This window comes from Bartonella sp. EBT8 (assembly GCF_055796165.1).
In genome coordinates, this window is sequence record NZ_JBTTDJ010000002.1 from 38,692 (window position 1) to 58,106 (window position 19,415).

Sequence of the window (19,415 nt, forward strand, 5' to 3'; positions counted from 1 at the left end):
ACTTTAGAAGGGCGAACAAAAAACAACTAAAAAGGCTTAACTGTTTGGCTGATCTTTTGATATTTACGATAATAATTAAACCTTAATGATTAGCTTTTTCAAATTCACGTAAGAGTTTATTCCCACGTTCAACGGCTTCATCTAATCCATTTTTTGGTGTCTTAGAACCACTAAGGACGGCTTCTAATTCTTGATCAAGAATAGAACGAATTTGTGGTAAATTACCAAATCTTATGCCCTTTGAGTTAACAGTTGGTGGGTTGAGAGTGATCTGTTTAATGGCAATATCTGCACCGGCATTATTATCGTAGTAATGCTGTTTTTGGCTCAATTCGTAAGCAGCCTTTGTTGTTGGAAGGTAACCTGTTGTCTGGTGCCACTTAGCTTGATTATCTGCTCTTGAGAGATACTTAAGAAAAGCAGCGGCACCTGCGTATTCTTCGAAGGTATGTCCTTTTAAAACCCAAATAGAGGCCCCTCCAATAATTGAATTTTGAGGTGCACCTTTTATATCATCATAGTAAGGCAGTTGACCAAATCCAACATTGAACTGCGCTTCTGAAAGAATTCCTGTACGAGACCCTGAAGATTGCATAAAGATTGCGCAATTTTGCGTCATAAACATTGGTGTTGAATCTAAGGCTCCAGCTGGACCGCCATAACGAAAGAGACCTTGATCAGACCATTTTTTAAGGTCAGTCCACATGCGCACTTGTAAAGGACCATTTAAAGTAAGCTCTGAATCAAGACCACCAAAACCATTTTCTTTTGTTCCAAAAGGGACATTATGCAATGCTGAAAAATTTTCTATACCAATCCACTGAGCTGCATAAGACATTGTAAAACCACAGCTTGCCGCTTTAGTTTCAAGAATTTTTTTGGAGAAATTTTCTACATCTTGCCATGTTTTAGGCGGTTGTTCTGGATCAAGTCCTGCTTTTTTGAAGATATCTTTATTATAGTAAAGGATTGGTGTTGAAGCATTGAATGGCATAGAAAGCATTCGTCCCTGAACATCAGAATAGTACCCACTGATAGCAGGCAAATAATTAGTAGGATCAAACTCTTGTTTTGTATCTGCCATAAGTTGATAAATAGGATAAATAGCACCTTTTGCAGCCATCATTGTTCCGGTACCAACTTCATAAATTTGAGCAAGAACTGGTTGTTGCTTTCCGCGAAATGCTGCTATGAGTGCAACCATGCCTTCTTCATATTCACCACGAAATGAAGGAATAACTTTGTAATCCGATTGACTGGCATTAAAATCGTTAATGAGACGTTCAGTTTGTTCTCCTAATTCACCACTCATTGAATGCCAAAAGCTAATTTTTGTTTGCGCAAAGCTTGCTGTTGCCATGCTGATAGCAACTGTAAATGCTGCTATAGAAAGATAAAAACGATTCATAGCTTCCCCTTTTTGAAGTGGTGAAATGCAAGTTTCCCTTAAATTCATAGTATTACACATGAACACGCCATGCCAATTTTATTCCAGAAATATGTTAGCTCATTTAAACAGGAACCATCAAAAGGTCAAACGAATTTGTTTAAACTTATCAGTTTTTCTTTTATGAGTGCTAACGTAGAGTGATGGAGTCACTATGAACATTTGATAGAATATGTCAAAAAAAAGAAATTTAAGCATTATGGTGCTTTAATTTGCGAGGGATTTATTGGTAATCTTGAAAAGAGTATTTTTTAAAAATGATGAAAAAATGTTTTGTAACTTAATCATGAGTGTTCTTGATTTTTTCTCATAATTTCTATGAGACTTTTAAAAAGCCTTATAAGAGTTTTTAAGCTTTCCTCAGTATATTTTTATTTACAGCGCCATTGTATTTATTTGGGATAACTAAGGAAGAACTTTTTTCATAAACATGATTCTAGAGTCGCATAAAAGGGATAGAACAAAATATTTTTATTGAGTAAGCATACTGTAGAGAGCTCCAAAGAGCTCTCTTTATTTTAAGTTCAAGGTTTTATTAGTGCCTTTGTTAAATGCGCACACATAATCATGCTTTTTATAAGCATAACAGAGATTTTGAGAGTGGACATCCTTTCAAATATCTTGAATACTGGTAATTTAGTTGTTTTTAATGCTGATTATCTTTTCTCTGTGCACAGAGATCTTAGTGTTTCATTATTGCATCGATAAGAGTATTAATATTATGTTCCATCATATCGAGATATGTTGCAGCAGGACCATTTTCGTCCGACAATGCATCAGAATAGAGTGTTCCACCAATTTTTAAACCTGTTTCTTTTGAAATCTGTTTTATGAGGCGGGGATTAGAGATGTTTTCAACGAAGAGGGCGGTTGCTTTATTGGTTTTAATTTGCTTAATAAGTTCGGCTACATCGGCTGCAGTCGCTTCAGCTTCCGTTGATACACCTTGGGGTGCAAGTATGGTAAAACCATATTCTTGAGCAAAATAGCCAAAGGCATCATGGGATGTAATAATAATACGCTTATCTTTTGGGATAGAGGCAATCTTTGTTTTAAGTTTTTCTTGTGCTTCTTTAAGTTTTTGGATGTAGAGTTGAGAGTTTTTTCTGTAGCTTGCACAGGATTTTTTATCAATTTTGCACAAAGCAATAGCGATATTTTTGATATAAATTTCAACATTAGGGATAGCTTGCCAAGCATGGGGATCCATATCACTGTGGTGATGGGCGCTATGTCCTTGATTTTTAATTTCAAGGAAAGGAATATTGGCACTTACTTCGACAAGCAGTGCTTTTGTACCACTTGCCGTGATAAGACGGTCCATAAAACCTTCTAAATGTAGTCCATTGATGAAAATAATATGAGCATTTCTAAGAGCTTTGGCATCACGGGGTGTTGGTTCATAAGTATGGGTATTCGCATTGGGACCGACCAGAGTAATCATAGAAATGTGGTTGCCTCCCACATTTTTTACTAAATCTGCAAGAATAGAAAAGCTTGCGACAACTTTAATCTTGTTCTGCGCAAAAGTAGAAAATGGAAAAAGGACAAACAATAAAAGAGTTCCAAGCAGAACAAATTGTTGGATAAATTTAGGCATATTATTTCCTTAAAGTGGGGGAGGATGTATAAAAGAGGTGAGGAAACCGTGCTACAATAATGCCGCGTGGACTTATGAAGCAGGAAAGAAGATAAAGAACCCCTGCGGCAAGGATGATAGCTGGACCGGAGGGAAGTGAAAGATGAAAAGAAAGCAGTAGTCCACAAAAGCTTGCAATGATTCCTAAGAGAATAGAGAGTGCACAAATAGGGCCAAGACGCGAAAGCCAAAAACGGGCTGTAATGGCTGGAACCATCATAATGCCGACAGAAAGGAGTGTTCCTAGTGATTGGAAACCGCCAACTAAATTCAGAACGACAAGTATGAGCAGTGATATATGAACATATTTACTCAAGGGAGAGAGCGATTTAAAAAAGAGGGGATCAAAACTTTCGAGTACGAGTGCACGCCAGAAAACACAAAGACTACAGACTGTGATAAGCATTATAGTGGTGATCATAAAAAGGGCTTGTGTATCAAGAGCAAGTACTGAGCCAAATAAAAGGTGGAGCAGATCAATGGTAGAGTTTTTAAGTGAAACAATAATGACGCCTGCTGCGAGTGCAATCAGATAAAAAACAGTCATTGATGCATCTTCTTTCTGAAAGCTATTTCGTGAAATTAAGGCGGTTGCTAAAGCAACAATGATACCGGCTAAAATGCCGCCAAGCGTCATAGATAAAAGTGAGAATCCACAAAGGAGAAAAGCAGCTGCAACACCAGGAAGAATGGCGTGGGATATTGCATCTCCTGTTAAACTCATTCCGCGTAACATCAAAAATACACCAACAGGACAGGCGCTGATGGACAGCAGAATTGAACCAATAAGGGCGCTTTGCATAAAATGGAAATCAATAAAAGGAGCAAGAAAAAATGCGTACACGTCTTATAACCTAATAGGGCGAGAATCATTGAGGGGAAAATGTTGTTTTAGTGCACTGATACGGAAAGAATGGGATGTAAGAGGTGGCATAACATGATCAAGGGTGTCATGGAAAAACTGTTCTGTTTCCCCATAAAAAGCGCTTTTTTCATTAATTTGAATCATATGAGGGAAATGATTTTGCACAATGAGGGGATCATGAAGTGCTGTAAGAACTGTTCGTCCTTGTTTTTGCCAGTTTGATATCAACGCAAGGAGGTCTTTTTGAGTCCTACGATCGACACCATTGAAAGGTTCATCAAGCAAGATGATATCGGCATTTTGTACAATAATACGTGCAAAAAGGGCGCGTTGTAATTGTCCACTTGAAAGCGTATCAAGGGAATGTGTAGCGAGGGCTGTAAGGCCAACCATTTCAAGTGCATTTTGGATTTTAGGATAATAAGGGCGATGATTTTTCCATAATCCACAAAAAGACCACAACCCTGTTTTTATAAGCGCTTCTACATTAATGGGAAATGTTTGATCTATATCACATTGCTGTGCAAGATAAGCCACCCGACTTTTTTTCGGTTTTATAATCTTACCTTTGAGAGGCTTAATCAATCCGGCAGCAGCTTTTAGCAGTGTAGATTTTCCAGCGCCATTATTTCCTATTATTGCTACCAACGAGCCGGCTTTTAATTTTGCTGAGAAACTCTTTATAGCTATTCTATTCACATAACCTAATGTTGCACTGTCGAAATGCAGACTCATACTTTCACCTTAATTATTTATCTTAAAAAGTTATGTTATAATATAACATTTGTCAACAAAATGTTATATTATTACGTATGTTTTATGAATTGAAAATGTCAGTACGAAAGATCGTGGAAAATTCAAAATAATGATTGAATTTGCCTTGACGAAAGAGAGAGCGTGTATACTATATATAGTATCAAAATGATTATTGATTCTAAATAAGCACAAGTGAGGGTATAGAGTGTTTCGTTTGGCGTCTAAGTTATTTCCATAATATGATCGTAAAGAGTTTGTTGACCAACAGGAGAGTAATATTTCTTTTGAAATGTCTTTTTCGAAGGAATCTCTGTTCGTTTTTGTAGTTGGTTTTTGCATGAAAGAGTAAAGCTAAGCCACGTGACGTAGGTGGCTTGAGGAGCATCAGATTTTTAGACAGCAGGAGGGAATTGTAATGCAAGCAAAAGATTGTTTTATAGCTGGGGTGCTTTGCCATTTAAGTTGTAGAATGATCATTTATTCTCATCATACTTTTAAAACTATTTGATGGGGATTTTTGTTGTGTTCGAGAAGCTATGTGTTGTTTGAACAAGGATGTGTTTGTGTACAATTGCTGTTTTTTATTATTCTTGAGTATCTATAAAATTATCAGAATTAATACCCTTTGAGGGTTAGTTTTTTAAATTATGAAAGTTGAAAAAAATGTCGATCACTATTTATAGTAAGCCATCTTGCGTTCAATGTGACGCTACGCGTCGTGCCTTTGATGCTAAAGGTATCCATTATCGTGTTGTGGACATTTCCCGTGATGAACAGGCATATAGTTTTGTTCAATCTTTGGGGTATCGTCAGGTTCCTGTGGTTGTTTGTGGTGAAAATCATTGGTCTGGTTTTAGACCAGATATGATTAGTGGTCTTTGTGCTTAATGGGACTTATTGTTTATTATTCGAGTGCAACGGGGAATACTGAACATTTTGTCTCTCAGCTTAGTCAAAGGCTCCTTAAGATTGATAAAAAAAAGCCGTCTATGTTCGTTGATGAGCCTTATGTGTTAGTTGTTCCCACCTATGCAGATGGTGAAGGAAGAGGGGCTGTACCGAAAGCGGTTATTCATTTTCTCAATGAAATTGAGAATCGCAAATTCATTCGTGGTGTTATTGGAGGCGGGAATCGCAATTTTGGTCGCTATTATAATTTAGCAAGCAAGATTATTGCTAAAAAATGTTTTGTGCCTTGCCTTTATCGTTTTGAGTTGCGTGGAACTGATGAAGACGTCATTTGTGTAAAGAAGGGATTGGAAGAGTTTTGGAAACAGTCAGTATAGAACAATTACAGAAATCAGGTCAGATCACGGATTATCATGCACTGAATGCAATGCTTAATCTTTATGATGAGAATGGTCATATTCAATTTGAGATGGATCGGCTTGCTGCTCGACAATATTTTCTCCAGCATGTTAACCAAAATACGGTTTTTTTTCATAACTTGAAAGAAAAAATAGATTACTTGATAGAGGAAGGTTATTATGAAAAAGCTTTGTTTGAGCTTTATGATTTTTCTTTTATCAAAAAGCTTTTTAAACGTGCTTATGCTTTTAAGTTTCGTTTTCCTACTTTTTTGGGTGCATTTAAGTATTACACCAGCTATACTCTAAAGACTTTTGATGGAAAGCGCTATCTTGAACGTTATGAAGATCGTGTCTGCCTTGTGGCTTTATATTTAGCACAAGGGAATAAAGCTCTTGCTGAGATTCTGGTAGATGAGATTATTACAGGTCGATTTCAACCTGCGACACCGACATTTTTGAACGCGGGAAAGAGACAACGTGGTGAATTAGTATCGTGTTTTTTGTTGCGTGTTGAAGACAACATGGAATCAATTGGCCGTTCGATCAATTCAGCTTTACAACTTTCAAAACGCGGCGGAGGGGTAGCACTTTGTTTGACAAATTTACGGGAAGCAGGAGCTCCAATCAAACAAATAGAAAACCAATCTTCAGGTGTATTACCTGTAATGAAGCTTTTGGAAGATTCCTTTTCTTATGCCAATCAACTTGGTGCGCGACAAGGAGCCGGTGCTGTTTATTTACACGCACATCATTTAGATATTATGAAGTTTTTGGACACAAAGCGTGAAAATGCTGATGAGAAAGTCAGAATTAAAACACTTTCGCTTGGTGTCGTAATTCCTGATATTACTTTTGAGCTTGCACGTAATAATGAGGATATGTACTTATTCTCATCCTATGATATTGAGCGTGTTACCGGAAAACCCTTTAGTGATATTTCTTTGACGGAGCATTATCGATCTTTTGTTGATAATGCTAAGATTCGTAAAAAGAAAATCAGTGCACGCGTTTTTTTTCAGACATTAGCAGAGATTCAATTTGAATCAGGTTATCCTTATATTTTATTTGAAGATACTGCTAATCGAGCTAATCCAATAGCTGGGCGGATAAGTATGAGCAATTTATGTTCAGAAATTTTGCAGGTAAGTGAAGCGAGTGAACTAGAGACGGATTTAACTTATCGCACTATTGGAAGTGATATATCTTGTAATCTTGGTTCAATGAATATTGCAAAAGCAATGGAAAGTCGTGATTTTGGGCAGACGGTAGAAGCTGCTGTTCGTGCTCTTACTGCTGTTTCTGATATGAGCAATATTGCCTGTGTTCCTTCGATTGCTAAGGGCAATGCTGAGAGTCATGCGATTGGTTTAGGACAAATGAATTTGCATGGTTTTTTAGCGCGGGAACAGATCTATTATGGATCTCCAGAAGCAATAGATTTCACAAATATCTATTTTTATACTGTGACATACCATGCAATACGTGCTTCCAATTTGATTGCACGTGAACGTCAAAAAGTATTTGCAGGATTTGAAAAATCTACCTACGCAGATGGAAGTTTTTTTGCTAAATATATTGAGAAGGAGTGGAAATCGCAATTTGCGCTTGTACAAGAACTTTTTGCACGAAGTAACATCGTGATACCGGACCAAAAGGATTGGCAAGAACTCAAGAAATTAGTTATTGAGTATGGGCTTTATAATCGCAATCTTCAAGCAGTGCCACCCACAGGGTCTATTTCCTATATTAATAATGCAACATCTTCTATTCATCCTATAGCTTCAAAGATTGAGATTCGCAAAGAAGGGAAGATTGGGCGTGTTTATTACCCCGCTCCTTATATGGATAATACGAATTTGAACTTCTATCAGGATGCTTATGAAATTGGTCCTGAAAAAATTATTGATACCTATGCTGCCGCTACACAGCATGTTGATCAAGGTCTTTCATTAACATTGTTTTTTCCTGATACGGCCACCACGCGTGATATTAACCGCGCGCAAATTTATGCTTGGAAAAAGGGTATAAAGAGTATTTATTATGTACGGTTGCGGCAAGTTGCATTGAGTGGAACAGAGGTAGATGGCTGTGTTTCATGTAGTCTATAGGAGATAATCATATGACAAAGATTACAACCAAGAATCCTGTTGTTTCCGCTGTCAATTGGAATAGATTGCATGATGAGAAAGATCTTGAAGTATGGAACCGCTTAACTGGAAATTTTTGGTTGCCAGAAAAGGTTCCGCTTTCTAATGATATTCCGTCATGGTCAAGCTTAACTGAGGAAGAACGTCAGTTAACAATTCGTGTTTTTACAGGGTTAACTCTCCTAGATACGATTCAAAATACCGTAGGAGCCATTTCACTGCTTTCTGATGCGATAACAGAGCATGAGGAGGCAGTTCTGACGAATATTGCGTTCATGGAAGCAGTTCATGCACGTTCTTATTCCTCTATTTTTTCAACCTTATGTTCAACAGTAGAAGTTGATGATGCTTTTAGGTGGTCAGAAGAAAATGTTCATTTGCAGAAAAAGGCAAGATTAGTTCTTGAGCGTTATGAAGCAAACGATCCGTTAAAGAAGAAAATTGCTTCGACTTTACTGGAGAGTTTTTTATTTTATTCTGGTTTTTATTTACCCATGTATTGGGCAAGTCGCGCTAAATTAACAAATACAGCAGATCTCATTCGACTTATCATTCGTGATGAAGCTGTACATGGTTATTATATAGGCTATAAATTTCAATTAGGGTTTGCAAAACTTGATGAAGCCAAAAAACAAGAGATTAAAGATTTTGCTTTTAATTTGCTCTTCGATCTTTACAATATTGAATGCAAATATACTGAAGATCTCTATGATGCACTTGGATTGACGGAAGATGTTAAAGTTTTTCTTCATTATAATGCAAACAAAGCCTTAATGAATTTAGGTTTTGAAGCTCTTTTTCCTCCTGAAGTTTGTCGTGTTAATCCTGCTATCTTAGCATCTTTGTCACCAAGTTCTGATGAAAATCATGACTTTTTTTCAGGCGCTGGTTCTTCTTATGTTATTGGTAAGGCAGTTGCTACCACGGATGATGATTGGGAATTTTAATGATTACAGGTAAAGAGAAGTGCGCGAGGTATACCGTTAAGGTCTTTGCGCATTTCTAAACACTGAAAGCCATGTTTTTTAAATAAATTACAGACTAATTTATCTTGAGAGTAGCCTATCTCGACAGCGACAAAACCTTTTGCTTTTAAGTAGTCTTTTGCTTCATGAGCGAGTTTTCGGTAAAAATCAAGACCATCTTGTCCTCCACTCAGAGCGCGTAATGGGTCATAAAGACGTACTTCTCTTCCAAGGTCTTTAATATCTTCTTCAGGAATATAGGGTGGATTAGAAATAATAAAATCGAATTGATCTGTGACAGAATTAAACCAATCACTGAGTAGGGGAGTAAAGCGGTTTATAACTTTCGCATTTTTCGCATTTTTTGTGGCTGTTTTGAGAGCATCTTCAGAAATATCGACAGCGATTGCGTAAGATTGAGGAATTTGTTTAAGAATCGCAACGGCAATGGCGCCACTTCCTGTTCCCATATCAAGAAATGTTGTTTGTTCTGATTTCTCAGCATGTTTTTTGAAGTGTGGTAAAACAAGATCTATGAGCGTCTCTGTGTCAGGACGTGGTTCTAAGGTATCTTGAGAGAGTGCGAAAGATAGACCATAAAATTCTCGTTTTCCAATAATACGATAGACTGGTTCTCCAGAAATACGTCGTTGTACAGCATGTTCTAATTGTGCAATTTGCTCAAAAGAGAGGCATAAATCTGGTTTGGAAATTCTATCAAATGCAGTTGTCCCTGTTATCCATTCAACCAGTATTTTTGCATCAAGATTAGCTTCAGAAATTCCTTGACTATGCAATTTTTCTTTCGTTTTCCGAATAGTGTCATTAAGAGTATGCGCGTTCATCCATTATTATCCATTTCCATAAGGAGAGCTGTCTGATGATCGGATATAAGTGCATGAATAAGTTCATCAAGTTCTCCTTCTAGGACGCGGTCAAGCTTATATAGAGTGAGATTAATACGATGATCCGTGATCCGCCCTTGGGGAAAATTATAGGTACGAATACGCTCCGAGCGATCACCAGAGCCGACTTGGTTTTTACGGGAAGCTGAACGTTCACTTTCCGCTTTTTGTCGTTCGATATCAAATAAGCGCGCGCGTAAAATTTGGAGTGCACGTGCACGGTTTTGGTGTTGTGATTTTTCTGCTTGCACAACCATAATTCCTGTTGGAATATGCGTGATACGAACCGCTGAGTCAGTCGTGTTGACATGTTGCCCTCCTGCTCCAGATGCACGCATTGTATCAATGCGAATGTCTTCTGGACGAATTTCGATGTCAATTTCTTCAGCTTCTGGAAGCACCGCAACAGTAGCAGCAGAGGTATGAATACGTCCACTTGTTTCTGTTTCAGGGATGCGTTGCACACGATGAACGCCTGATTCAAATTTCAGTTTAGAAAAAACACCTTTACCTGAAATGGTAGCAATGATTTCTTTATATCCACCAACTTCTCCTTCATTGAGGGAAACAATTTCAACTTTCCAGTTATGTGTATTGGCATAACGTTCATACATGCGGAAAAGATCACCAGCAAAAAGCGCTGCTTCTGATCCACCTGTTCCTGCTCGAATTTCAATAATAGCACTTTTTTCATCAGCAACATCTTTTGGTAAAAGAAGAATCTGGAGTTCTTTTTCAAGTTGTTCGATCTTTTGATATAATAATGGTAACTCTTCTTGAGCGAGGTTACGCATCTCTCTCTCTGTTAGTTTATCACTGATGATAGTTTCTAGTTCTGTGGTTTCTCGGTAAAGAGCATTCAACGTTTTTATAGAGGTAACGATTGGTTGCAATTCTGCATATTCAGATGCTAGTTTTACATATGTCTCAGCATTGGGATTTTCAGCCATTTGACTTTCAATTATTTCAAAGCGTTTTTCAAGCTGTTTCATACGATCTTGAGGCAAAGAAACCATGATAATATTCGCCTAATTTGTTAATAATACTAACGATTAAATGCTTTATAGCATTCTATAAAAAGGGGTAATAGAGTAGAAAATTCTCTACCAATGAAAACTATAAGTTATGAAGGGAACTTGTATAAAGTCTTATTTTCATGACGAGCCTTTTGGCTATCTATATGGAATCATTAATTTAAGAATTACGTTTTTTTCCATAAAGTTCAAGACGATGGTAAATAATGTTATAACCAAGGGATTTTGCGATTTTCTCTTGCAGCTTTTCAATGATATCAGACTGAAATTCGATAACTTGTCCTGTTTCCACATCGATAAGATGATCATGGTGTTGCCCATCTGCTTGCTCAAAACGAGATGGTCCACCACTAAAGGTATGACGATGAATTTTTCCATTTCCTTCTAATATTTTCATGGTTCGGTAAACAGTTGATAGCGAAATACTAGAATCTATTTTGTGGGCACGCTGAAAAATTTCAAACGCGTTCGGGTGATCATCTGTATCCATCAAAATATCGAGAATAATACGTCTTTGACGTGTTACTCTTAAACCTGCAGTGCGTAACTCCTGCTCATAATCTCGTTTTTTATTCATCTTTTTAACTGTTTAACTCTTTATTTTTTAAACGAAGGCTCCATGACAGTGTTTATACTTTTTCTCTGAACCACAAGGGCAACGCTCATTACGTCCAACTTTTCCCCATGTGGTTATATCATTTGGATCACGGGCTTTCGGGTTAACAATTTTATTTTCTTGTGTTTGTGCCCACAAGGTAGGAATATTCTCTTCTCCTTTATCATTTGAAACAAAGTTATCAGCATCTGTTTGCTCAGGTGTGAGGGATTCTGTAGATTGCTGAATAATTTCAAAACGCATGAGTTTAGAAATGACGATACTGCGCAAATTTTTAAGCATGCTCTGAAAGAGTTCAAATGATTCTGTTTTATACTCGTTGAGTGGATCTCGTTGAGCATAACCCCGAAAACCAACAACAGAACGTAAATGGTCTAAACTTACCAAATGTTCACGCCATAAAGTATCAATTGTTTCAAGTAATATGGCTTTGTGGAAATAAGCCATAACTTCTGGAGAGTAGCGTTCAGTCCGTTCATTTTCAAGTTTGGTAACAGCATCTGATATGCGTTCTAAAATTTGTTCTTCGGCAATTCCATCTTCTTTTGCCCATTCTTCTACTGGAAGCTCAAGATTAAAGAGTTGGCGAATTTTCTCTTGTAGAGTTTTCACATCCCATTTTTCAGAATATGTTCCAAATGGGATATAAGCCTCTACCAGATCTTCGACTACTTCATTGCGCATTTCAAGAATCGTCTCTGTTAAATCCTCTGCATTCATGACTTCCATACGCTGTTCAAAAATAACCTTTCGTTGATCATTCATGACATCGTCATATTTTAATAAATTTTTACGAATTTCGAAGTTTCGTGCTTCGACTTTTTTTTGTGCTTTTTCAAGGGCTTTATTAATCCATGGATGGGTAATGGCTTCATTTTCTTTCAGCCCAAGTTTTTGCAGCATGCCATCCATACGGTTAGAACCGAAGATACGCATGAGATCATCTTGAAGAGAGAGAAAGAATTTTGAGCGACCAGGATCTCCTTGGCGACCAGAGCGACCACGGAGTTGGTTATCAATACGACGGCTCTCATGGCGTTCCGTGGCAATGACATAAAGACCACCAACAGCTAAAGCCTTTTCTTTGAGACGTTGAACATCTTTTTTAATTTCTTCAATTTTAGCTGTCCGCTCTGCTCCCTCAGGCATATCTTGTAATTCTCGTCGAATACGCATTTCGACATTACCACCAAGCTGTATATCAGTACCACGACCGGCCATATTGGTTGCGATGGTTAAGGCTCCAGGAACACCAGCTTGTGCAATGATGTATGCTTCTTGCTCATGATAGCGGGCATTTAAGACTCTAAAGTCGGTAATACCTTCTTTTCGCAAACGTTCTGCCAATTGTTCTGATTTTTCAATAGATGTTGTTCCCACGAGAATAGGTTGCCCTTTTTCGTGTGCCTGACGGATATCACGCACAATAGCACGGTATTTTTCTTCTGCTGTTCGGTAAATTTCATCATCTTCATCAAGACGCTGTATTGGTAAGTTTGTGGGGACTTCTATAACCTCGAGACCATAAATATTGCTAAATTCTTCTGCTTCTGTTGTAGCCGTCCCAGTCATTCCAGACAGTTTTCTATACATACGGAAGTAATTTTGGAAAGTAATGGAGGCGAGAGTCTGATTTTCTGGTTGGATCGCAACATGCTCTTTCGCTTCAAGAGCTTGATGGAGTCCTTCAGAATAACGCCGTCCTGGCATCATCCGCCCCGTAAATTCGTCAATAATAACAATTTCATTATTGCGAACAATATAGTCTTTATCGCGGACAAATAGCTTATGGGCTTTGAGAGCATTATTGACATGGTGGACGATAGCAACATTTTCTATATCATACAGGCTTTCACCTTTAAGATATCCTGCTTTTTCAAGCATGTTTTCAATTTTTTCAGTACCAATTTCGGTAAAGGTTGTTGTCTTTTGTTTTTCGTCTATTTCGTAGTCTTCTGGAATTAAGGCAGGAATAAATGTATCGATGAGATTGTAGAAGTCTGTACGATCTTCTAAAGGACCAGAAATGATAAGGGGGGTACGCGCTTCATCAATGAGGATCGAATCAACTTCATCAACAATTGCGTAATGGTGCCCACGCTGAACCATTTGACTGCGATCAAAGGCCATATTATCGCGCAGATAATCAAACCCCAATTCATTATTTGTTGCATAGGTAATATCGCATGCATAGGCTGCTCGACGGGCATCATTATCAAGATCATGGAGAATCACACCTGTCGTGAGTCCTAGAAAACCGAAGATTTTTCCCATTGTTTCAGCATCACGACTAGCAAGATAATCGTTTACTGTAACGACATGAACGCCTTTGCCTTCCAATGCATTGAGATAAATTGGCAGAGTTGCCATTAATGTTTTACCTTCACCTGTACGCATTTCAGCAATGCCACAGTCATGGAGTACCATTCCACCAATGAGCTGTACATCAAAAGGACGCATATCATAAACACGTTTTGCTGCTTCACGGACAGTCGCAAAAGCTTCTGGTAGGAGCGAGTCAACAGTTTCACCTTCCATGAGGCGTTTACGAAACTCGTCAGTTTTTTGACACAGTTGCGCATCACTTAATTTTACAAATTGTTCTTCTAAAGCATTAATTTGTATAACTTTTTGGCGAAGAGCTTTGAGACGTCTCTCATGAGCGGAACCAAAAAATTTACGTGCAAAGACACCTAAACTGACCATCTCTGGCCCTTTCTTTTGATTGTTGTCACTATTATTGGATAATTCATATGCTATCCCCATACTCCGCACTTTCCAAGACATTTAATATAACGAGATGCAAATGGCGCTGTTATATTTGTCGGTGTGCAATTTTTCACTTTAGTTATAAAGTAGAGATAAGAGGCTAAGTGCACCGTGTCAACTTTAGTAATGCTATTTAATTGATACAATACAAAGTAATTTGGGATGCAATGTGTCATTTTTTTATATTATCATGTTTTCTGACTGCATTAGATGGAGTGCAACAAATTGAGATAAAAAGACGAGTTTATGCTTTTTAAAGTAAAATTACTGATTTATTTATCTCTATTTAGAGATTAAAATGTTACGATAAAAAATAAGAGTCTTGGACCAGCTTTCACTTTTAAGGAGTATATTTATGAAATTCAACTTTATCATGCTTTTTTTAACATCAGCCTTATTAGCAAACACAAGTTTAAAGGTGATGGCTCAAGAGAGTTTGAATTCACCGTCGAATGATTTAAAGACTTTAGAGAAAGCTTCTGAAAAAACAGTTGCTTCCTCTCATGTTATGGCAATTATTGATGGAAAGAATATTACAGCAGGGCAGTTGGATGATTTAGCGCTTGAGATAAATCCTAATTTAGCGCGTTTTCCTGAGGAACAACGCCGTATAATGGTTTTAAAAGCTTATTTGGATATGCAGGCACTTGCTAAAGCAGCAATTAGTAAGGGCATCGATAAGACTGAAACTTATGATAAACGTATGGCTGTTATGCGTGACAATGTTCTTCAGCAGCTTTATTTTAAACAGACAATTGTTGATCAGATTTCCGATACTGATTTGGAAGCTCTTTATAATAAAGAAGTTGCTGCTTTACCCAAAGAAGATGAGGTTAAAGCGCGTCATATTTTGGTCAAAACGAAAAAAGAAGCGGAAGCTATCATTAAGCGTTTAAGTAAAGGGGAAAGTTTTGAAGAGATCGCAAAAAAGAGTTCAACAGATGGTTCTGCTGCTGTTGGGGGCGATCTTGGTTACTTTAGCCATGGTCAAATGGTTAAGCCTTTCGAGGATGCTGCATTTGGTCTGAAAGTTGGCGAATACACAAAAAAACCTGTTGAAAGTCCTTTTGGTTGGCATGTTATTAAGGTAGAGGATCGTCGTTTGAAACAACCTCCTGTATTTGATGATGTTAAGGAGATGTTGCGTACACAATTGATAAAAGAGCGTTACCAAAAACTGATTGTTGATTTACGCAGCAAGTTAGATGTGAAATATCCCGATCCTAATGTTACAAAATTGATGCAATCACTGAGTCAGAGTGGAACGCCGCTTCCGGATGAAGCAACCGATGAAGAAGATACAGAATAGTAAGGAAAAAGACGTGGAGAATATCTGTACAGGCGGGGTGGAAAGATTGCTTTTGTTCAAAAAGTCTAGCATTTTTTTGTGACAGGCTATCTATTTGCAATCATTTCATCTGTTTTTATGGAGAGTAGACTATGATTTTAAAGAGATCTCCTTTATCTCCTCAAAACATACAAGAGCTTCCGCCATTATCTAGTGTGCGGATAGCAACAGCTGAGGCTGGGATTAAGTATAAAGGTCGTACAGATGTTCTTTTCATTATATTTGATAAGCCAACAAGTGTGGCAGGTGTTTTTACGCGTTCAAAATGTCCATCTGCTCCTGTGGAACATTGTCGCGCTTCGCTTCCCCATGGGGTTGCTAAGGGTATTGTTGTTAATTCTGGGAATGCAAATGCTTTTACAGGACGCAGAGGAAGGCATACAACAAATGAAATCATGAGTGCAGCCGCGAGCGCTTTGGGAGCTAAAGAAAATGAAATTTTTATAGCCTCTACAGGCGTTATTGGTGAGCCAATGGATGCATCGGGTATTGTAAGTCTCTTACCAACTATGGTGGAGACAGCAGGAGAAGGGAACTGGTTAGAAGCTGCAAAAGCTATTATGACGACTGATACATTTCCCAAACTTGCGACACGCAGATTTGAATGTGGAGGAGAGATTGTTACCATTAATGGGATTGCAAAAGGCGCTGGTATGATTGCACCAGATATGGCAACAATGCTCTCTTTTGTTGTAAGTGATGCAGCTATTTCTTCGGATATCCTTCAATCCATGTTATCAGAGGCCGTTCAAGGATCTTTCAATTCAATTACTGTTGATAGTGATACCTCAACATCAGATACACTCATGATGTTTGCAACAGGAACAAAAAGTTTTCCTTGCCTTACCTGTAAAACTGATCCGCGTTATGAGGTGTTCTCAAGACACTTAAGTGCACTTTTACATGAACTTGCACTACAAGTTGTTTGTGATGGAGAAGGTGCACGCCATTTAATTGAGGTGAATGTGATTGGTGCTACAACAAATAAAGCTGCTAAAACTATAGCCTTATCAATTGCAAATTCACCGCTTGTAAAAACCGCTATTGCTGGTGAAGATGCTAATTGGGGGCGGGTGGTTATGGCCGTTGGGAAGGCAGGTGTTGAAGTAGATCGTGATCTTTTAGCAATTTGGTTTGGTGAACATCGTTTGGCAGTTAATGGTGAACGAGATCCTGAATATTGCGAAGAGACAATAGGTGCTTATATGCGAGGGCAACACATCTCAATTCGTGTTGATATCGGTTTAGGCGTTGGTAAAGCGACTGTTTGGTCTTGTGATTTGACGAAAGAGTACGTCATGCTTAATGGCGATTATAGAAGTTAACCAATATACCATAAATTTGATATCGTTATCTGTATATTTTTTAAAAAGGATGTTTTTTACTTCTTTCCTCTTAAAGCAGAGAGCATTATAGAAGATATATGTATCTTTACTATTTCTGTTGGAGAGTAGTATGCGTGTAAAAGGTTCACTTCTTCTTGTCGTTGCATGCGCATTGTTAGATCAAGATAAGCGTGTTTTGCTTACACAACGCCCACAAGGAAAATCATTAGCCGGTTTATGGGAGTTTCCTGGTGGAAAGGTTGAGCAAGGTGAATCTCCAGAAGCATCATTGATTCGTGAGTTAGAGGAAGAGCTTGGTGTTCATGTTCATCCGAACAATTTATTACCCTTAACATTTGCAAGCCATGCTTATGAAACATTTCATCTCTTAATGCCGTTATATCTTTGTGACTATTATGAGGGAGTTGCGCAAGGACGGGAAGGGCAAAATTTAAAATGGATTTTTATTGATGATCTTGATAAATATCCTATGCCTGATGCTGATAAGCCATTGGTTCAGGTGTTAAAAAAAATTCTTCTTTAACGGATTTGTGAAAGAAAAACATTGCGTACAGATAAGAGGCATCTTTTTCATAAGATATTGATGATAGAAGATTTGTAATTTTTATATGATTAACAGCTTAATCATCATTGTGATTGCCTCTGTGATAAACGTTGGTTTCATCAATATAAATTACCCTTACAATGGTCGATTGTTTTCTTTAATGTTGTGTTCTTTTTTATTTTAAATGCTCTTCCTTTTATCTATCAGCATTACCTATGAATGCGTAATGCAAAATCAGAAGCATACCACTTCTTTATCGTTTATGACGTCATAAGTTAGCTTTATCATTTTTGACCTTTCTCCAATGTTGCATTTGTCCTTACATTGAAATATTCATTTAATTATATGGCTTCCATTCTAAAACTGCTTTTCACATTACATGGTAATCTCTTAGTGTGATGGAACAGTTCTTTATTCAAAATAAGAGGATTTAAAATAATATAACATTAAAAGATATCATTCGGTATGCATAAACTTATTATTTGGAATCAAAGAATTATCTGTAAACAGTCATTTTATGAATAATATTCAGTAAGCTGGTTGATAGGCTTATAGAATATTCCCACAATGTACAAATATTGATAAAAGTTTTTAAATGAATTCTAAAGATCTGCTGTAAGCAAAAACCAATAATTAACCTCATTCAATCGAGACAAGTTTGTGAAACCAGTTTGAGTCTCTCTAAGATGAACAACCTGTTCTGATTTATCTTATTACTTTTAAAGTTTTAAAATGACCTTATGGAAGAATGTAACAACAGAACTTTTTGTTTCGTTGAAATCACATAGGAGTATGTATTTCGTTGCCAAGTATTGGACGGCGTTTTTCTATAGGATATTGTTTTTTTTGAGCGATACGCTTAATTGCTTCCTCTAGTGGCTCGATCATAACGTCCATAGAGAAGCCATTTGCATGGATGATATTTTCATGATCAATCATAATGGCAACATGGCCTTTCCAAAAAATCAAATCACCTCGTTGAAGTTTATCACTGTCTGTAAGTTGCTTGCCTATAGTTTTTTGCTGCATGTCAGTATCGCGTAAAACCATTTGATCGGTCATGATCATAGAGAGTTGGACCAGTCCTGAGCAATCAATTCCAAAACCACTAACCCCACCCCAAAGGTAAGGTGTGTGTATAAACATTTCAGCAACGGTAACATAATCTTCATAGACACGTCCAATAGGACTGAGATGATGGGTAATAATTGCTTTTCCATTCTCAAGTATAGAGTACATGGTGCCACGGACTTCAGTTTCATCAACAACACTTACTTTGCTTCCCATGGATAAGGCATACTCTATTGGTCCACGTAAGTCATCTTGTAAATATTGAAAAGTACGTGGCACTGAAACGACATGTGTTTGTTTTACTGTTGATGTACAAAGAGCTGCTGTATCAATATAACCGACATAACCATCTTTAAGGGATTGCCCCCACGACATGGTTTTGCTTTGTTCAAAGATGAGCAACTCTTCTCCAAATAAGCACTCTGTTTGTCTTTCACTTTTTTTATTGTTTTCTTTAAAAAGTCCAGCAACAGCACTATTAACACGCTTTTTTTCACCTTGAACAAAGCGTTGAGCCATAACGACTGTTTCAAGACGTTGATCTGCTAGATCATCTCTAAATGCATATAATCTTGGATCTTTAAAGATCATCTGTTTACCTTTCATTTTTTACTTTTAAACAGAATAATGATAACTGAAGAAATGCAGACACA

The 19,415-nt window shown here is 37.5% G+C and carries 16 protein-coding genes; 7 read left to right on the forward strand and 9 right to left on the reverse strand.

Annotation, left to right across the window (positions count from 1 at the left end; translation table 11 throughout):
* Positions 1-82 precede the first annotated feature (82 nt).
* From ugpB to AC0QT4_RS02055, 4 genes are all read right to left on the reverse strand, one after another.
* The gene (gene ugpB, locus AC0QT4_RS02040) at positions 83-1,408 is read right to left on the reverse strand and encodes a sn-glycerol-3-phosphate ABC transporter substrate-binding protein UgpB (RefSeq protein ID WP_473200069.1); all 1,326 of its coding nucleotides are present in this window, start codon (positions 1,406-1,408) and stop codon (positions 83-85) included.
* Between the two features lie 721 nt (positions 1,409-2,129).
* Positions 2,130-3,047 carry a metal ABC transporter substrate-binding protein gene (locus AC0QT4_RS02045; protein WP_473200070.1) on the reverse strand — a complete coding sequence of 306 codons (918 nt, stop codon included), beginning with the start codon at positions 3,045-3,047 and terminating at the stop codon, positions 2,130-2,132.
* A gap of 1 nt (position 3,048) precedes the next feature.
* On the reverse strand, positions 3,049-3,930 hold the full coding sequence (locus AC0QT4_RS02050) for a metal ABC transporter permease (RefSeq protein WP_473200071.1): 882 nt from the start codon (positions 3,928-3,930) through the stop codon (positions 3,049-3,051).
* 3 nt (positions 3,931-3,933) lie between these two features.
* Positions 3,934-4,686, reverse strand: coding sequence for an ABC transporter ATP-binding protein (locus AC0QT4_RS02055; RefSeq protein ID WP_473200072.1), 753 nt, complete (start codon positions 4,684-4,686; stop codon positions 3,934-3,936).
* 684 nt (positions 4,687-5,370) lie between these two features.
* Here AC0QT4_RS02055 and nrdH point away from each other — a divergent pair.
* From nrdH to nrdF, 4 genes are read left to right on the forward strand one after another with little or no spacing between them, the layout of a single operon-like run.
* Positions 5,371-5,595, forward strand: coding sequence for a glutaredoxin-like protein NrdH (gene nrdH, locus AC0QT4_RS02060; RefSeq protein ID WP_007347678.1), 225 nt, complete (start codon positions 5,371-5,373; stop codon positions 5,593-5,595).
* Positions 5,595-5,993, forward strand: a complete 399-nt coding sequence (gene nrdI / locus AC0QT4_RS02065) for a class Ib ribonucleoside-diphosphate reductase assembly flavoprotein NrdI (RefSeq protein ID WP_473200073.1) — start codon at positions 5,595-5,597, stop codon at positions 5,991-5,993. The genes nrdH and nrdI overlap by 1 nt, the downstream gene beginning before the upstream one ends.
* Positions 5,975-8,125 (forward strand): class 1b ribonucleoside-diphosphate reductase subunit alpha, encoded by a 2,151-nt coding sequence (nrdE, locus tag AC0QT4_RS02070; RefSeq protein WP_473200074.1) that lies wholly within the window; start codon positions 5,975-5,977, stop codon positions 8,123-8,125. The genes nrdI and nrdE overlap by 19 nt, the downstream gene beginning before the upstream one ends.
* An 11-nt stretch (positions 8,126-8,136) precedes the next feature.
* Complete coding sequence (gene nrdF / locus AC0QT4_RS02075; protein ID WP_473200075.1) at positions 8,137-9,111, forward strand: class 1b ribonucleoside-diphosphate reductase subunit beta; 975 nt, start codon at positions 8,137-8,139, stop codon at positions 9,109-9,111.
* Here the strand turns inward: nrdF and prmC are convergent.
* The 4 genes from prmC to secA form a co-directional block, all read right to left on the reverse strand.
* Positions 9,108-9,974: a peptide chain release factor N(5)-glutamine methyltransferase gene (gene prmC, locus AC0QT4_RS02080; RefSeq protein ID WP_473200076.1), complete on the reverse strand. Its 867-nt coding sequence runs from the start codon at positions 9,972-9,974 to the stop codon at positions 9,108-9,110. The genes nrdF and prmC overlap by 4 nt on opposite strands.
* Positions 9,971-11,050: a peptide chain release factor 1 gene (prfA, locus tag AC0QT4_RS02085; RefSeq protein WP_473200077.1), complete on the reverse strand. Its 1,080-nt coding sequence runs from the start codon at positions 11,048-11,050 to the stop codon at positions 9,971-9,973. Before prfA ends, prmC begins: the two co-directional genes overlap by 4 nt.
* Before the next feature lie 178 nt (positions 11,051-11,228).
* On the reverse strand, positions 11,229-11,645 hold the full coding sequence (locus AC0QT4_RS02090) for a Fur family transcriptional regulator (RefSeq protein ID WP_473200078.1): 417 nt from the start codon (positions 11,643-11,645) through the stop codon (positions 11,229-11,231).
* A 27-nt stretch (positions 11,646-11,672) separates the two neighbouring features.
* Positions 11,673-14,390, reverse strand: a complete 2,718-nt coding sequence (gene secA / locus AC0QT4_RS02095) for a preprotein translocase subunit SecA (protein ID WP_473200228.1) — start codon at positions 14,388-14,390, stop codon at positions 11,673-11,675.
* Positions 14,391-14,808: 418 nt separating this feature from the next.
* Between secA and AC0QT4_RS02100 the strand changes: the two genes are divergently transcribed.
* The 3 genes from AC0QT4_RS02100 to AC0QT4_RS02110 all read left to right on the forward strand — a co-directional run bounded on the left by AC0QT4_RS02100 (position 14,809) and on the right by AC0QT4_RS02110 (position 17,670).
* Entirely contained in the window at positions 14,809-15,762 is a 954-nt protein-coding gene (locus AC0QT4_RS02100) for a peptidylprolyl isomerase (protein ID WP_473200079.1), read from the forward strand.
* Between the two features lie 131 nt (positions 15,763-15,893).
* Positions 15,894-17,126 (forward strand): bifunctional glutamate N-acetyltransferase/amino-acid acetyltransferase ArgJ, encoded by a 1,233-nt coding sequence (gene argJ / locus AC0QT4_RS02105; RefSeq protein ID WP_473200080.1) that lies wholly within the window; start codon positions 15,894-15,896, stop codon positions 17,124-17,126.
* A gap of 130 nt (positions 17,127-17,256) precedes the next feature.
* Complete coding sequence (locus tag AC0QT4_RS02110; RefSeq protein ID WP_473200081.1) at positions 17,257-17,670, forward strand: (deoxy)nucleoside triphosphate pyrophosphohydrolase; 414 nt, start codon at positions 17,257-17,259, stop codon at positions 17,668-17,670.
* Between the two features lie 801 nt (positions 17,671-18,471).
* On the opposite strand, the gene AC0QT4_RS02115 is transcribed toward AC0QT4_RS02110, so the two are convergent.
* Positions 18,472-19,353: a C40 family peptidase gene (locus AC0QT4_RS02115; RefSeq protein ID WP_473200082.1), complete on the reverse strand. Its 882-nt coding sequence runs from the start codon at positions 19,351-19,353 to the stop codon at positions 18,472-18,474.
* Positions 19,354-19,415: the final 62 nt, after the last annotated feature.

Excerpts from the sequence above, each read along its gene's own strand:
- ugpB (WP_473200069.1), bottom strand. The coding sequence starts at position 1,408 with ATGAATCGTTTTTATCTTTCTATAGCAGCATTTACAGTTGCTATCAGC.
- AC0QT4_RS02045 (WP_473200070.1), bottom strand. The coding sequence starts at position 3,047 with ATGCCTAAATTTATCCAACAATTTGTTCTGCTTGGAACTCTTTTATTG.
- AC0QT4_RS02055 (WP_473200072.1), bottom strand. The coding sequence starts at position 4,686 with ATGAGTCTGCATTTCGACAGTGCAACATTAGGTTATGTGAATAGAATA.
- nrdH (WP_007347678.1), top strand. The coding sequence starts at position 5,371 with ATGTCGATCACTATTTATAGTAAGCCATCTTGCGTTCAATGTGACGCT.
- nrdI (WP_473200073.1), top strand. The coding sequence starts at position 5,595 with ATGGGACTTATTGTTTATTATTCGAGTGCAACGGGGAATACTGAACAT.
- nrdF (WP_473200075.1), top strand. The coding sequence starts at position 8,137 with ATGACAAAGATTACAACCAAGAATCCTGTTGTTTCCGCTGTCAATTGG.
- prmC (WP_473200076.1), bottom strand. The coding sequence starts at position 9,974 with ATGAACGCGCATACTCTTAATGACACTATTCGGAAAACGAAAGAAAAA.
- prfA (WP_473200077.1), bottom strand. The coding sequence starts at position 11,050 with ATGGTTTCTTTGCCTCAAGATCGTATGAAACAGCTTGAAAAACGCTTT.
- AC0QT4_RS02090 (WP_473200078.1), bottom strand. The coding sequence starts at position 11,645 with ATGAATAAAAAACGAGATTATGAGCAGGAGTTACGCACTGCAGGTTTA.
- secA (WP_473200228.1), bottom strand. The coding sequence starts at position 14,390 with ATGGTCAGTTTAGGTGTCTTTGCACGTAAATTTTTTGGTTCCGCTCAT.
- AC0QT4_RS02100 (WP_473200079.1), top strand. The coding sequence starts at position 14,809 with ATGAAATTCAACTTTATCATGCTTTTTTTAACATCAGCCTTATTAGCA.
- argJ (WP_473200080.1), top strand. The coding sequence starts at position 15,894 with ATGATTTTAAAGAGATCTCCTTTATCTCCTCAAAACATACAAGAGCTT.
- AC0QT4_RS02110 (WP_473200081.1), top strand. The coding sequence starts at position 17,257 with ATGCGTGTAAAAGGTTCACTTCTTCTTGTCGTTGCATGCGCATTGTTA.
- AC0QT4_RS02115 (WP_473200082.1), bottom strand. The coding sequence starts at position 19,353 with ATGATCTTTAAAGATCCAAGATTATATGCATTTAGAGATGATCTAGCA.